Genomic DNA, 12,894 nt, shown 5'->3' on the forward strand with positions numbered 1-12,894 from the left:
GGTGGGTAGGTTAAAAGGTTTTTTGGCGGCTGAAATACCGGGCTAAAACGCTGAAAATAAGGACAAGTGACAACAGGACCAAAGCGGCGGCCCAAGCCAAAGCCTGAGATGCTTTGTAGGGAATAATCGAGAAAAAGTAAATCAAGATAGGTAGGGTAGCAACTGGTTCCCAAACATTAGCAGCCCAGAAGTTATTGTTAAAGGAGGTAAACAGTAAGGGTGCAGCTTCTCCAGAGGCGCGGGCGACAGAGAGAACAACACCTGTGACAATAGAAGTTAGGGCGGCGGGTAAGACAATTTGCACTACAGTTTGAAATCGGGTAGCCCCAATACCAGTGGCAGCTAACCGCATTTCATTAGGAACCAATAATAAAGCCTCTTCGGTAGAGCGAATAATAATGGGTAACATCAAGACAGCCAAAGCGACCCCACCGGAAAAAGCGGAAAATCCTCCCATGGGTCTGACGACAATGGAGTAAGCAAATAAGCCACATAAAATGGCGGGAACCCCGGTAAGTACGTTACAGGAGAACTTGACCAAGTAGGCTAACTTAGTGCCGCGACCGAACTCGGCTAGATAAATAGCGGCAATGACACCAAAGGGAACAGCAATCATGGTAGCAATTCCGAGGGTCATTAAGCTACCGATAATGGCATGACCAAAACCGCCCTCAGAGAGGCCGGGAGGGGGTGGTAATTTAGTGAAGATATCGGGAAAGACTAAAGCGCCTACGCCTTTTTGAAAGACGCTAACGAGGACCCACAGCAAGGGAATGACAACTGTGGCTGCAAAGACCATGGTTAAGACTGTTAAGACCCGTCCCACGAGACGGCGATGGCGAGCCATGGTTTTCTCGCTGATATCGAAACTATCGCCTTCAGAAGGAAAGGAAGGCTGACGACCTAGATTATCCATAATTTATGCTTGCTAAACTTAATCGGGGATTGAGTGAACAAAAAACTCAGGTCAAAGTCAGAAACCTTACTCAATATTCTGAAATCGACGAATGACGAGTTCTGCCAAGATATTGACGACCAGGGATAGGATCATCAGGACTAAACCTGCATACATGAGAGCGGCTACTTGGGTGCGTCCGGCTTCGCCAAACTGGGAGGCGATGAGACCTGTAATGGTTGATCCGGGCTGTAACCATGATATGTTAATGCGGTTGGCGTTACCGACTAGCATGGCGGCTACCATAGTTTCACCCATAGCGCGACCCATTCCCAACATGACGGAACTGATAATCCCAGATAAGCCAGCGGGGATAAGGACTCTGAGAATAGTTTCCCAGCGGGTGGCTCCTAAAGCGAGGGAACCATTGCGGAGGTCTCTGGGTAAAACTTCAAAGGTGCTACGGGTAATCGAGATGATAATGGGGACGATCATAATGGATAGGACTAAACCGACCAGTAAGAGGTTATTACCGGAGGGGGTAGCACCACCAAAAAGGGGAATCCAACCGAAGTTGCTGTTGAGAAATCTAAAAACGGGTCTGATCATGGGAATGAGGATAAAAATGCCCCAAATGCCTAAAACCACACTAGGAATGGCTACAATTAGCTCGATCGCAAAAGCGATGGGAGTTGTCACCCATTTGGGAGCAAATCCTTCGGTGAGGAAGACAGCGACCCCAATGCCGAGGGGAACAGCAATTACTAGAGCGATAAAGGCGGTAACTAAGGTTCCATAAATTTGGGGTAGCACGCCATATACGTTGGTTACAGGGTTCCAGGTTGTATTGACTAAAAAACCGAGACCAAATTCGCGAATGGCGGGGGTAGCCTCGATCGCAGTTTGTAAGATTACCCAAAGTAAAACGGCTCCGGCACCAATAGCCAGGAGTAGGGTTAATCCCCAGAAGCCGATATCGATGACTCTAATGGTGCTGGTTCGTTTTTCCAGGCTACGGCTAGTTAATTGATTGGATGGATCAGCCAGGGTCATGATGTTGTTATCTCTCTACTTGGAATCATTAGTTGGGTATGTACGGGGGAGGGGTGAGCGATCGCCAAAATGTCTTGTTACCACACCCACACTCTGGGCTATATATCCCAACTCGATAAAAGTTTCGGTAGTAGGAGTACCAAAAATGTGGCACTCCTGAATTGTCTAAGGGAATCTGTTAGTTGGCATTTACGGTGTCAAAGACAGCTTTAATCCTTTGTACTAAAGGATCGGGGGTGGGAACAAAAAGGAGTTCTTCTGCTAAGGCTCTGCCTTCTGGACCTAAAGACCATTCAAAAACCTGACGCATAGCTTGCCATTTGGCATCGTCTTCATAGTTTTGATAGATCATTACCCAAACTAGACCGACAATGGGGTAAGACTCAGCACCGGAGGGGTCAGGAACTAGCAAAGCAAAGTTATCGGGTACGGGTTCATCAAGTAAGGCTTTAGCTGCTGCTTCTGGAGATGGGGTGATAAAGTTTCCGGCTTGGTTTTCGATTAAAGCTGAGTCAATGTTGTTGAGGGCTGCGTAGGCATAAGATAGGTATCCAATGGCTCCCTCGTTTTGTTGAATGGAGGCGGCAACACCTTCGTTTCCTTGACCACCAATGCCTACGGGCCAGTCTACGGAAGTCCCAGCACCAGCAGGCCAGTCAGGACAGACTGTATCGATGTGGTTAGTAAATACAAAGGTGGTTCCACTACCGTCGGAACGGTGAGCGAAGATAATGGGTAGGTTAGGAAGGTTGAGGTCGGGGTTATCGGCGGCGATCGCCGGATCAGTCCATTGGGTAATCTGTCCGGTCACGATACCACAGTAGGCTTGCCGAGATAGTCTCAGTTGGAGGTTCTCAACTCCGGGTAGGTTATAGGAGAAGGAAACAAACCCTCCGGTCATGGGAAGTTGAATCGGATCGTGGCCGTGGGCGGCGATGAAAGATGCGGTGCGATCGGCGGAGTCTGTGATTGGTGCTTCACTGGCTCCGAAGTCTACTGTGCCATTGATGTACTGCTCTAAACCAGCCCCACTTCCGACGGACTGATAACTAACTTGTACGTTGGGGTCTACCTGGCGGTTATAGGCATCAAACCAACGTTGAAATAGGGGGGCGGGGAAGGTCGCCCCAGCGCCGCTAATGGATATCCTTTGGCCGCGAGTTTCTTCTTCTTGGGGACCGGGAGCGCAGGCGGTTGCTCCCAATAGTATTGGTAGGGAGGCTACTGCTAAAAGGACTTTGCGATTGAGAACCATGAAAAATACGTCCACTTGGTGAAACGACTAGGAAATCAGATGAACAATAACCGATTAAGGTTCTGGTTTAATTTGATACTCAGGTACAAAAACAGACTTTAAGCCCGATACCTACACAAGAAATTACCACAAGATTGATGACTCCACAAGGGGAGTTTGTGGTTAGAAAAAAATCTACAGATTTAGCTTAACTTGGTTTTGCTGTCAAGGATAACCTAACCTTAAACTAATCTTAATCAAGGTTAACTTGACTATAGGTAGCTGGTATGGTGCGGTTTTTATTAAATGCTAATTGGGGGGAACATCTTATGTCAAAGAAAGGCGGCTTATTTAGTCTGAGCTGTGGGGAGATTGATAAATTTTAGTAGCACCTAACTTTACCAGGGGGAGGAAAATTAATGAATAATTAACAATTTTAAGCTATGGCCACGGGGTGGGGTTGCCATTGAGCTTGGGGTGAGATGATGGTACGATGGGGAGATTCAGGTAATTACGCAGTTTAAGGCTTAATCGTGGTTCAAGCACTGCCATCAACTAACCGTCAGTCCCAACTCAATGCTGAGTCTTGGTCGCTTACACCTACGGGTCAGACAACAGAGCAACTATCGCAGTGGCTCAATTCCCTGGCTGACCGGGTAATTGGGGGCGATCGCATTGGTCGAGAAGAGGCGATCGCACTGACTAAGATCGAAGGAAATGATCACATTCTGCTGCTGTGTGAGGCGGCGGACCGAGTACGTCAAGCCTGTTGTGGCAATAAGGTAGATTTATGTAGCATTATTAATGTCAAGTCGGGGAACTGTTCGGAAAATTGCAGTTTCTGTTCCCAGTCGGTTCACCACCCTGGGGAAAATTCCCCTATTTATGGGCTAAAATCCCCAGAGGAAATTCTGGCTCAGGCGAAAGCTGCTGAAGAAGCTGGGGCTAAACGGTTTTGTTTGGTTTCTCAGGGACGGGGTATTAAGTACAATAGCCCCAAGTCTAGTGAGTTTGAACAGATCCTAGAGACGGTTCGCCGTATTCAGGCGGAAACTTCCATTAAACCCTGTTGTGCTTTGGGAGAAATTACCCCAGAACAGGCTCAGGCTTTGGCGCAAGCAGGTGTGACTAGGTACAATCACAATCTGGAATCTTCCGAAAGTTTTTACGGTAATATTGTGACGACTCATAGTTGGGACGATCGCGTTGAAACTGTGAAAAATATCAAGGCTGCTGGTATTCAAGCCTGTACGGGTGGCATTATCGGTATGGGGGAAAGCTGGGAAGACCGTGTTGACCTGGCTTTAGCATTGCGGGAACTTGAGGTAGAGTCGGTTCCGATTAATCTACTTAACCCCCGTGAAGGAACCCCTTTGGGGGGGCGCTCCCGTCTTGACCCATATCAAGCACTCAAAGCGATCGCTATTTTTCGCCTACTCCTCCCAGAGCAAATTTTGCGATATGCAGGGGGACGGGAAGCTGTTATGGGAGAATTACAAGGGTTAGGTCTGAAAGCGGGGATTAATGCCATGCTGATCGGACATTACCTAACTACTATGGGTCAACCTCCCGAAAGCGATCGGGCTATGTTAGAGTCTCTCGGTCTTGAGGGTGGAGAGGCTCCTATTCCCGGACAAAAACCCAACCATAAACACCAGACTAAAACTTCAGTATAACTCCCTGACAATTGATACCACCAGTTGAATTTTTATGGGCGATCATTGGCGTACTTCTGACTATCGGTGGCACCTTCTTGGAAGCGTTTGTCACCGACCCCTCTAGCCTTTGGAGTCAGCCTAACATTCAGATACATTCCTTGGGTGTTACCTATCAGATCGGAGCAGTTCTACTGGTGGGGTGTATGGGGGGAAAAAATGCGGCGGCTATGTCTCAAATTGCCTATCTAGCCTTGGGTTTGACGGTTTTACCTGTTTTTTCCCAAGGCGGCGGCTTTGGCTACCTCGCAGAGCCTACCTTTGGCTATCTATTGGGTTTTGTTCCCGGTGGTTGGGTCTGTGGTTTTTTGGCTTTTCGTAATCATCCTAAGTTGGAATTGCTGGGATTTAGCTGTCTGTGTGGATTGATTACTATTCACTTGGTGGGGATACTTTATCTGGTTGCTACTCATTTGATGAATGATGTGGGCGATCGCATAATTCCACTCATGACGGCTATTCACAGCTATTCTCTTACTCCCCTCGGTGGTCAGTTGGCTGTGGCTTGTGCGGTAACTGTTATATCCTATGTCCTCCGGGGGTTAATGTTTTATTAACTCAAAATTATCCTCCATGGGATTTAAAAAAAACTCGACTTTTTGGATAGCTGCAACTATCAGTTTGGTGATAGATCATTTGACTAAGTTTTGGGTCGTGCAGACTTTTGAGTTGACTACCCCTCCCCAAACTGTCCCCATTTTACCCGGTATTTTTCATATTACATATGTCGTTAATACTGGGGCGGCTTTTAGTTTGTTCAGCAATGGCGGTGTTTATTGGCTGCGTTGGTTGTCTCTGCTGGTTAGTCTGGGATTAATGCTTTGGGCTTGGTTTGGCCCTCGGCTCATTTCCTGGGAACAGTGGGGATATGGTTTGATTCTTGGCGGCGCTTTGGGTAACGGTATCGATCGCTTTGTTTCTGGTCATGTGGTCGATTTCTTCGATTTCCGCCTGATTCAATTTCCTGTGTTTAATGTCGCTGATATTTCTATTAATGTCGGGATTATCTGTTTGCTGATCGCTGCTTTTAAGCCCCATTCTCACCCATAATTTTTCTGGTCAAGGGGTTGACATCGACCGCCGCTTTCTGTTATGATATTGACATATCCTGAATAATAAGAAATAGCAAAAAATAAAACAATTGCAACCATCCCATTATGATAAAAGTATAGCGCAAGGCAGCCGCAAAAGCAACCCCCCTCCCCAAAAAGCGAAAATTTTTAACAGTTCTTAATTTTTTGTTACAAAACTTAACAATATACTATGTATGATAGATGAAAGTGGAGCATTGAGTGTAATAGCGGGCCAATGGTAGTAAATGAATTGTTAGCAGCAGAATCGATAATAGCAGAATCGGTGAAGGGTGAGGGAGACTATGATATAGCAATTGTGGGGGGTGGTATTGTGGGGGCGACAGTAGCGTGTAGCCTAAGAAATTCTGGGTTAAGAATAGCACTAATTGAACCTCAGCCAAAAGCGATCGCCGCCAGTCGTCGCCAAGCCTATGCTTTAACGTTACAAACTGGGCGCATTTTAGATGATATCGGGGTATGGGGAGACATTCTCCCCAAAATAACGACATTTTATCAAATTAGTCTGAGTGATAGCGATCATCCAAATGTGATCAATTTTGAACCGAGGGACTTAGGGACGGAAGCATTAGGATATGTGGGAGAACATTCGGTTATCCTAACAGCAATGCAAAGGTTTCTGGAAGATTGCGCCGAGGTGCATTGGTGGTGTCCAGCGACAGTTAAACAAGTTAATTATTATAGTGATCGCGCCGAAATCGAGGTAGAAACTGGGGAGGTAATTAAGACTATTAAATCGCGGCTAGTTATTGCGGCTGATGGTGCAAAATCTCCCTTGCGTGAAGCCTCTGGAATTAAGACGAAAGGTTGGAAATATTGGCAGTCCTGTATAGCGTTTACGATTCAAACAGAAAAACATCATAATAATGTAGCATTTGAAAAATTCTGGTCAAGCGGACCGATGGGAGTTTTGCCGCTACCGGGAAATCGCTGTCAAGTGGTGTTAACTGCGCCCCATAGCCAAGCGAATGAGTGGCAAAAAATGGATAAAGGGGAGTTTTTGGAATTGCTAGAATATCGGACGGGTGGAGTTTTGGGGCGCTTAGAATTATTAAGCGATCGCATAGTGTTTCCGGTGCAATTAATGCAAAGCGATCGCTATGTTAATCATAGATTAGCGTTAGTAGGAGATGCGGCGCATTGTTGTCACCCGGTGGGAGGTCAAGGGTTAAATATGGGGATTCGTGATGCAGGTGCGATCGCCGAAATTGTGAAAAAGGCTTATCAATGGGGTGAAGATATTGGCGACCTAAAAACTCTCAACCGATATCAGAAATGGCGGCGGGGAGAAAACCTGTTAATTTTGGGGTTTACGGATTTTATGGATCGGGTGTTTTCGGGGAATTGGCGACCTAAAGTTATCTTGCGTCGTTGGGGACTTTGGGGCTTAAAAAAAATCCGACCTTTGCGTTATTTGTCATTACGAATAATGACGGGATTATTTGGACGCGCGCCCAAAATTACCGAATGTAAGTAAATAGGGAGTTATCAATTATGGGGGTGGGGGGTGATGCTGAGGGGTTGATTTTTGACCAAGGGTGGGAGTATCTTAAAAGCGATCGCTATATATCAGTAATTTAGACCATGATTATCAATCGTCGCCAATTTTTAAAAACTTCTGCTTTTCTGGGGGGGTCTTTACTGCTAGATAAGTTGAGAGGTCCGGCGGCTGTAGCTGCTAATGAGTTAGCTACACACCCTGATAAAATTATTATGCAGTTAGACTGGAAATATAATGCCCAATTTGCTGGGGTGTTGCTGGCTGATTATTATAATCTCTATAAAAGCAGTGGTTTGGCGGTAGAAATTAGACCGGGAGAAACGGCGATGATTGTAACTAATCAAGTAGCCAAAAATCCGGGAATTATTGGTTGTGGTGAACAGGATATTATTATGAATGCCCAAATTGCGGGTCAACCGATAAAAGCTATAGCTACGATGTTCCAAAATTCCCCTTTGGGGTTAATGTCAATGCCAAATAGTCAGATTTATGATCTACAAGATTTAATCGGGAAACGGGTAGGAATGGAGGGGGAAAGTTACTCGATTATGCAAATGGCTATGGGTTATGATAACATCCCCTCCCATGAAATTAAAATTATCCTAGTTTCAGGAGAGGAAAAACATGATCTGCTACTGAGGGGTGAAGTAGATGCTGTACAATGTTATATTGTAGACGAACCGATTGGATTTGCTGCCAAAACCGGGATTACACCTAACATTATTAAATTTAGTGATTATGGTTATGATGCCTATGTTCAGGTAATTTTTGCCCATAATGAACTATTACAATACCACCCGGAAATAGTGCAGAAATTTTTAGAGGTGACATTTGCGGGTTGGCGGTTGGCTTTGGATGATGTGGAAAAGGCGGCGAAAATTATTGTTAATAATTATGCAGAACCCGGTGGAGAGTATGACGATTTAGATTATCAAATAGCTTCTCTGAAACAGGTAGCCAATTATGTAAATGGGGGACTTACAGATAAGGATTTAGGGAAAATAAATAGCGATCGCTGGCAAAGTATGGCTGCCAAATTCGAGAAGTATGGTATCATAAATGATGTGCCATTATTCTCTAATTCAGTAGATGATAGATTTATCAATTAATAATTAATAATTAATAATTAATAATTATTAATTGTAGGGGCGGGTTATGGTGTGACCTCGCCTCCGGACGACAATATTAATAAACCCGCCCTCCGGGTTATGGTGTGACCTCGCCTCCGGACGACAATATTAATAAACCCGCCCTCCGGGTTATGCTGTCAACTCAACTCTCCAAGACCATATTAATAAACCCGCCCCACCCCACCCGGTAATTAATGGATAATTGATGTGGGTTGGGATAAAGGCAGTTAAATTAACTAATTTCTACTAATTTACGGCGGGAAGATAAGCCAGATTTTATCTTAATGTTAGATTTGGGAACATCTAGTTTTTTAGCGAGGAGTTTAATTAATTCTTGATTTGCTTTCCCGTCAACTGGTGGCGATTTGAGATAGACGGTTAGGCTACCGTCTGCTTCTTTTCGGATAAGTTGCTGTGGGGAATTGGGTTTAACTTGAATATTAAAAAAAGCCATTTTAATAATTAATAATTAATAATTGTAGGGGCGGGTTATGCTGTCAACTCAACTCTCCAAAACCATATTAATAAACCCGCCCTCCGGGTTATGCTGTCAACTCAACTCTCCAAAACCATATTAATAAACCCGCCCTCCGGGTTATGCTGTCAACTCAACTCTCCCAGACAATATTAATAAACCCGCCCTCCGGGTTGGGCTGTCAACTCAACTCTCCCAGACAATATTAATAAACCCGCCCTCCGGGTTGGGCTATTAATAAACCCGCCCTATGTGACCAGGGAATTAATGGCTCAATAACTTGTAGGGGCAAAAAATGTTTCGCCCCTACTGGTGAGTGAGGGCGAAAAGGATAATTTGCCCTCGTTTTTGGTGATGCTGGATAGCCTAAAAGCCGTTACGACCCCAGACAACCATGGAAATGGAGAAAGTAAAGACGACTAACAATCCAACCCAACCTAATGACAGAATATCCATAGTAGTATGTTACAAAACCAGATGAAAATTGACTTCAGAGGCTATCATATCCTGAAATTGAGCCAGTCGCATCGATCTTCTAACTTTAGTCCGGCTGAACGCATACAGTCCCTAGTGGCGGGTATTTGGGCGGGTGTTTCTGTAGGGACGATCGCCCTAATGATGGAGTTGACCGTTAGTGGTATCGTAGGAGAGGGGCTAACCTTGGATGTGCATTTAATCGTCAAGGGAGCGATCGCCATAATTAGTGGCTTTCTCTTCGGTGTGACTTATCGCTACACCGTCCGCCGCGATAATAACCCGCAACTGAAACTAGGGGTGGTGTTTGCTTTCGGTCTAGTCCGGGGGTTGGCTATATGGGATATAGCGCCCCAACCTCTCGCACAAATGGCCCTCTGGGTGGTAGAAAATTTAGTGATGTTTGCAGTAGGGGGAATTATGGTAGAGATAGGGATGCGGCGGGGTTGGATTAAATACTTTTCCTCAGAGGGGGAGTCACCGGACAACTGATCAAAGGTCGTGAGAGGCTAACTGTGAACTCCATTAAAATCCTGTCAGAAGAAGTCGTTGACCTGATAGCCGCAGGAGAAGTGATAGACTCAGTGGCGGCGGTGGTGCGGGAATTGGTAGAAAATGCCATTGATGCGAAGGCGACGCGGATATCAGTTTCTCTATGGCCGCAACAATGGCGAATTGAGGTGGCAGATAATGGGGAGGGTATGAATTTAGCCAACCTGAAACTAGCTGCCCTGGCTCATAGTACCAGTAAAATTGCGACAGCGAGGGATTTATTAAAGATTAGCAGTTTAGGGTTTCGGGGAGAAGCGCTGCACAGCATCGCGCAACTGTCTGATTTAGAGATTCTCAGTCGCCCTGGTTTTTCCTCGTCCCCAAGTTCAGGATGGCGGGTAGTGTATAACCATCAGGGAGAGACGGAAATGGTGGAAGCGGTGGCGATCGCACCTGGTACTGTAGTAAGAGTGAGTAATCTGTTTGCTAACTGGTCTTCGCGGCGCACGGCTGGACCGACAGCGACCCAACAATTGCGGGGGGCGCAGCTGTTGTTACAACAGATAGCGCTGTGTCATCCCCAGGTGACATGGCAAATTCACCAAAACGATCGCCCCTGGCTCAGGTTTGGGCCAGCGATGACCACCCAACAGATGCTACCAGAATTTATTAGGGGTATCAGGGCGGGGGATCTGCAATATTTAAAAATGGATGTAGACCCCCCCGAATCGGTAGAAGAGTGCCATGAAAACCTATCGAAATCATGGTTAGAGGTGGTGATTGGCTTGCCCGATCGCGCTTCACGTGGCCGCAAGGATTGGGTTAAGATAGGAGTTAATGGTCGTATGGTGCGATCGCCCGAATTGGAGCCTACCATATTATCGGCTTTTGCTCGTACCTGTGGGCGCGATCGCTATCCGATTTGTTTTGTGCATCTGCATATCGACCCCGCCTTAATTGATTGGAATCGCCATCCTAGCAAAGCCGAGATTTATTTACATTATCTCAAACACTGGCAAGATCAAATTCACCTAGCCATTGCTCAGACTCTCAAGCTGAACCCAGAAAGTCTCTCAGCGGGGGTTAATCCCATCGAGAAGCTGTTGCGCGTCTCGGAAGATACTGCCTCATACCGAACCCGCCCCACCCCCCTAGAATCAGCGGAAAACCCCCAGAGAATTGATGTTCCCAAACTAAAAGCGATCGGTCAAATTCACAATACCTATATTGTAGCCGAACACCCAGAGGGTTTGTGGTTAGTAGAACAACACATTGCCCATGAAAGGGTAATTTATGAACAATTATGCAGGCGTTGGCAAGTAATCCCCCTGTCAACTCCGATCATCTTAGCGAATTTGTCCGAGGCGCAACTAGAACAACTAACCCGCCTCAATTTGGAAGTTGACCCCTTTGGGGAGGGACTCTGGGCCATCCGAAGCGCCCCAGAAATTCTGTGCGATCGCCCTGACTGTCAAGAAGCGCTGATTGAACTAAGTCATGGCGGGGATTTACAGGCTGCCCAAGTAGCCACCGCTTGCCGCAGTGCCATTCGCAACGGCACGCCGCTAAGTTTAACCGAAATGCAAACCCTATTAGATCAATGGGTGACTACCCGCTCCCCCCGGACTTGTCCCCACGGTCGTCCGATTTTCCTAAGTTTAGAGGAATCTTCCCTAGCCCGATTTTTCCGTCGCAGTTGGGTGATTGGCAAAAGTCATGGCCTATGATGATATGGGGATAATGACCCTGAGTAATTATCGACGAAAAGCTACTTAATATAAACATGACTTTTGCGGAACCAAGACAACAGTTTTATGAGGAGATTAGCCAGCCAGAAAATCAAATAGATTTGGCTAAGGCTGCCCTATATATTGCTCAAGAACATCAGCCATATTTTAACCATTTAGAATATCTGCAACACTTAGATAGGATGGCGGCGGATGTGTTAGAGAGACTGAAAAATCCGGCCTATCCCCTGCGGATAATTAAGGCGATTAATCATTACCTTTATGATGAATTAGGATTTCGGGGTAATCGGACTGAATACTATGACCAGAAAAATAGCTTTTTCAATCAGGTGATAGACCGTCGGACTGGTATTCCGATTACGATGTCCTTGGTGTATTTAGAGATAGCGAAACGCATGGATTTTCCGATGGTGGGAATTGGGATGCCGGGACATTTTCTGATTAAGCCAGAATTTGAAGATGCGGGGATTTATGTTGATGCGTTTGGACGGGGAGAAGTGCTATTCCCCGAGGACTGTGAGCTGAGATTGTCGGAAATTTATGGACAGCCGATGAAATTACAACCGGAATTTCTCAATCCGATCGCACCACGGCAATTTTTAAGGCGGATGCTGCAAAATCTGAAGGCAATTTATATGAATGTTGGGGAATTTGAGGAGGCGCTGAAGGTAGTGGAGAGGATTGTGATCTTGTCTCCTGATGATATTAAAGAAAAGCGCGATCGCGGTCTTATTTACTATCAACTGTATCGCTGGTCAGAGGCTCGCTGTGACTTAGAAGATTATCTTAACCACCTTCCAACTGCTCAGGATGCTGGTATAATTCAGCAGTTACTAGATAGAATGGACTTGGATACCTGAATCGTTTAATTAGTAAGGATTTGGGGAACCATTCAACCTGTCTAGTAAACCTATAAAACAGATAGGGTTATCAACCTGAACTTACAGCCGTGTGTCCCACGGTCAAAACCTAGGCTGATTGATAAATTGACCTCTTCTGGGGGGAAGCCGATCCTCCTAACCGCCAAATCGGCTAAGTCGCCTTTTAATAGTGACGATCAGCTAGGCGGTTTCCAAGCTACTGGAG

General features: G+C 46.0%; 13 protein-coding genes. 8 read left to right on the forward strand and 5 right to left on the reverse strand.

Going from position 1 to position 12,894, the window contains the following annotated elements; all coding sequences use genetic code 11:
• Nucleotides 1-10 precede the first annotated feature (10 nt).
• From pstA to pstS, 3 genes are all read right to left on the reverse strand, one after another.
• The gene (gene pstA, locus NLZ44_RS16830; protein ID WP_008056310.1) at nucleotides 11-916 is read right to left on the reverse strand and encodes a phosphate ABC transporter permease PstA; all 906 of its coding nucleotides are present in this window, start codon (nucleotides 914-916) and stop codon (nucleotides 11-13) included.
• Between the two features lie 66 nt (nucleotides 917-982).
• Nucleotides 983-1,948 (reverse strand): phosphate ABC transporter permease subunit PstC, encoded by a 966-nt coding sequence (pstC, locus tag NLZ44_RS16835; protein ID WP_008056308.1) that lies wholly within the window; start codon nucleotides 1,946-1,948, stop codon nucleotides 983-985.
• A gap of 178 nt (nucleotides 1,949-2,126) precedes the next feature.
• Nucleotides 2,127-3,203 (reverse strand): phosphate ABC transporter substrate-binding protein PstS, encoded by a 1,077-nt coding sequence (gene pstS / locus NLZ44_RS16840; protein WP_493750531.1) that lies wholly within the window; start codon nucleotides 3,201-3,203, stop codon nucleotides 2,127-2,129.
• Nucleotides 3,204-3,715: 512 nt separating this feature from the next.
• Here pstS and bioB point away from each other — a divergent pair.
• From bioB to NLZ44_RS16865, 5 genes are all read left to right on the forward strand, one after another.
• Nucleotides 3,716-4,858, forward strand: coding sequence for a biotin synthase BioB (gene bioB / locus NLZ44_RS16845; RefSeq protein ID WP_493750532.1), 1,143 nt, complete (start codon nucleotides 3,716-3,718; stop codon nucleotides 4,856-4,858).
• 11 nt (nucleotides 4,859-4,869) lie between these two features.
• Nucleotides 4,870-5,454, forward strand: coding sequence for a biotin transporter BioY (locus NLZ44_RS16850; RefSeq protein WP_006622526.1), 585 nt, complete (start codon nucleotides 4,870-4,872; stop codon nucleotides 5,452-5,454).
• Nucleotides 5,455-5,470: 16 nt separating this feature from the next.
• Nucleotides 5,471-5,947, forward strand: coding sequence for a signal peptidase II (gene lspA, locus NLZ44_RS16855; protein ID WP_369299207.1), 477 nt, complete (start codon nucleotides 5,471-5,473; stop codon nucleotides 5,945-5,947).
• A gap of 258 nt (nucleotides 5,948-6,205) precedes the next feature.
• On the forward strand, nucleotides 6,206-7,465 hold the full coding sequence (locus tag NLZ44_RS16860; protein WP_493750533.1) for an FAD-dependent hydroxylase: 1,260 nt from the start codon (nucleotides 6,206-6,208) through the stop codon (nucleotides 7,463-7,465).
• A gap of 107 nt (nucleotides 7,466-7,572) precedes the next feature.
• Entirely contained in the window at nucleotides 7,573-8,598 is a 1,026-nt protein-coding gene (locus tag NLZ44_RS16865) for an ABC transporter substrate-binding protein (protein WP_493750534.1), read from the forward strand.
• Nucleotides 8,599-8,851: 253 nt separating this feature from the next.
• Here NLZ44_RS16865 and NLZ44_RS16870 read toward each other — a convergent pair whose 3' ends face one another.
• Both NLZ44_RS16870 and petN read right to left on the reverse strand, forming a co-directional pair.
• Complete coding sequence (locus tag NLZ44_RS16870) at nucleotides 8,852-9,073, reverse strand: DUF167 domain-containing protein (RefSeq protein ID WP_006622522.1); 222 nt, start codon at nucleotides 9,071-9,073, stop codon at nucleotides 8,852-8,854.
• Between the two features lie 387 nt (nucleotides 9,074-9,460).
• Nucleotides 9,461-9,550, reverse strand: a complete 90-nt coding sequence (gene petN / locus NLZ44_RS16875) for a cytochrome b6-f complex subunit PetN (protein WP_006615846.1) — start codon at nucleotides 9,548-9,550, stop codon at nucleotides 9,461-9,463.
• 21 nt (nucleotides 9,551-9,571) lie between these two features.
• On the opposite strand from petN, the gene NLZ44_RS16880 reads away from it, so the two are divergent.
• Genes NLZ44_RS16880 through NLZ44_RS16890 form a run of 3 tightly spaced genes read left to right on the forward strand, consistent with a single transcriptional unit; the run spans nucleotide 9,572 to nucleotide 12,668 of the window.
• Nucleotides 9,572-10,060, forward strand: coding sequence for a hypothetical protein (locus NLZ44_RS16880; protein ID WP_493750535.1), 489 nt, complete (start codon nucleotides 9,572-9,574; stop codon nucleotides 10,058-10,060).
• Between the two features lie 23 nt (nucleotides 10,061-10,083).
• Nucleotides 10,084-11,787, forward strand: coding sequence for a DNA mismatch repair endonuclease MutL (mutL, locus tag NLZ44_RS16885; RefSeq protein WP_273249933.1), 1,704 nt, complete (start codon nucleotides 10,084-10,086; stop codon nucleotides 11,785-11,787).
• A 56-nt stretch (nucleotides 11,788-11,843) separates the two neighbouring features.
• Nucleotides 11,844-12,668: a SirB1 family protein gene (locus tag NLZ44_RS16890; protein WP_493750536.1), complete on the forward strand. Its 825-nt coding sequence runs from the start codon at nucleotides 11,844-11,846 to the stop codon at nucleotides 12,666-12,668.
• The last annotated feature ends 226 nt before the right edge of the window (nucleotides 12,669-12,894 follow it).

Source organism: Arthrospira sp. PCC 9901 (genome assembly GCF_059013425.1).

What these genes read in the sequence shown, in the direction of transcription:
- pstA (WP_008056310.1), bottom strand. Translation starts at nt 916, where the DNA reads ATGGATAATCTAGGTCGTCAGCCTTCCTTTCCTTCTGAAGGCGATAGT.
- pstC (WP_008056308.1), bottom strand. Translation starts at nt 1,948, where the DNA reads ATGACCCTGGCTGATCCATCCAATCAATTAACTAGCCGTAGCCTGGAA.
- pstS (WP_493750531.1), bottom strand. Translation starts at nt 3,203, where the DNA reads ATGGTTCTCAATCGCAAAGTCCTTTTAGCAGTAGCCTCCCTACCAATA.
- lspA (WP_369299207.1), top strand. Translation starts at nt 5,471, where the DNA reads ATGGGATTTAAAAAAAACTCGACTTTTTGGATAGCTGCAACTATCAGT.
- NLZ44_RS16860 (WP_493750533.1), top strand. Translation starts at nt 6,206, where the DNA reads ATGGTAGTAAATGAATTGTTAGCAGCAGAATCGATAATAGCAGAATCG.
- NLZ44_RS16865 (WP_493750534.1), top strand. Translation starts at nt 7,573, where the DNA reads ATGATTATCAATCGTCGCCAATTTTTAAAAACTTCTGCTTTTCTGGGG.
- NLZ44_RS16870 (WP_006622522.1), bottom strand. Translation starts at nt 9,073, where the DNA reads ATGGCTTTTTTTAATATTCAAGTTAAACCCAATTCCCCACAGCAACTT.
- petN (WP_006615846.1), bottom strand. Translation starts at nt 9,550, where the DNA reads ATGGATATTCTGTCATTAGGTTGGGTTGGATTGTTAGTCGTCTTTACT.
- NLZ44_RS16880 (WP_493750535.1), top strand. Translation starts at nt 9,572, where the DNA reads ATGAAAATTGACTTCAGAGGCTATCATATCCTGAAATTGAGCCAGTCG.
- NLZ44_RS16890 (WP_493750536.1), top strand. Translation starts at nt 11,844, where the DNA reads ATGACTTTTGCGGAACCAAGACAACAGTTTTATGAGGAGATTAGCCAG.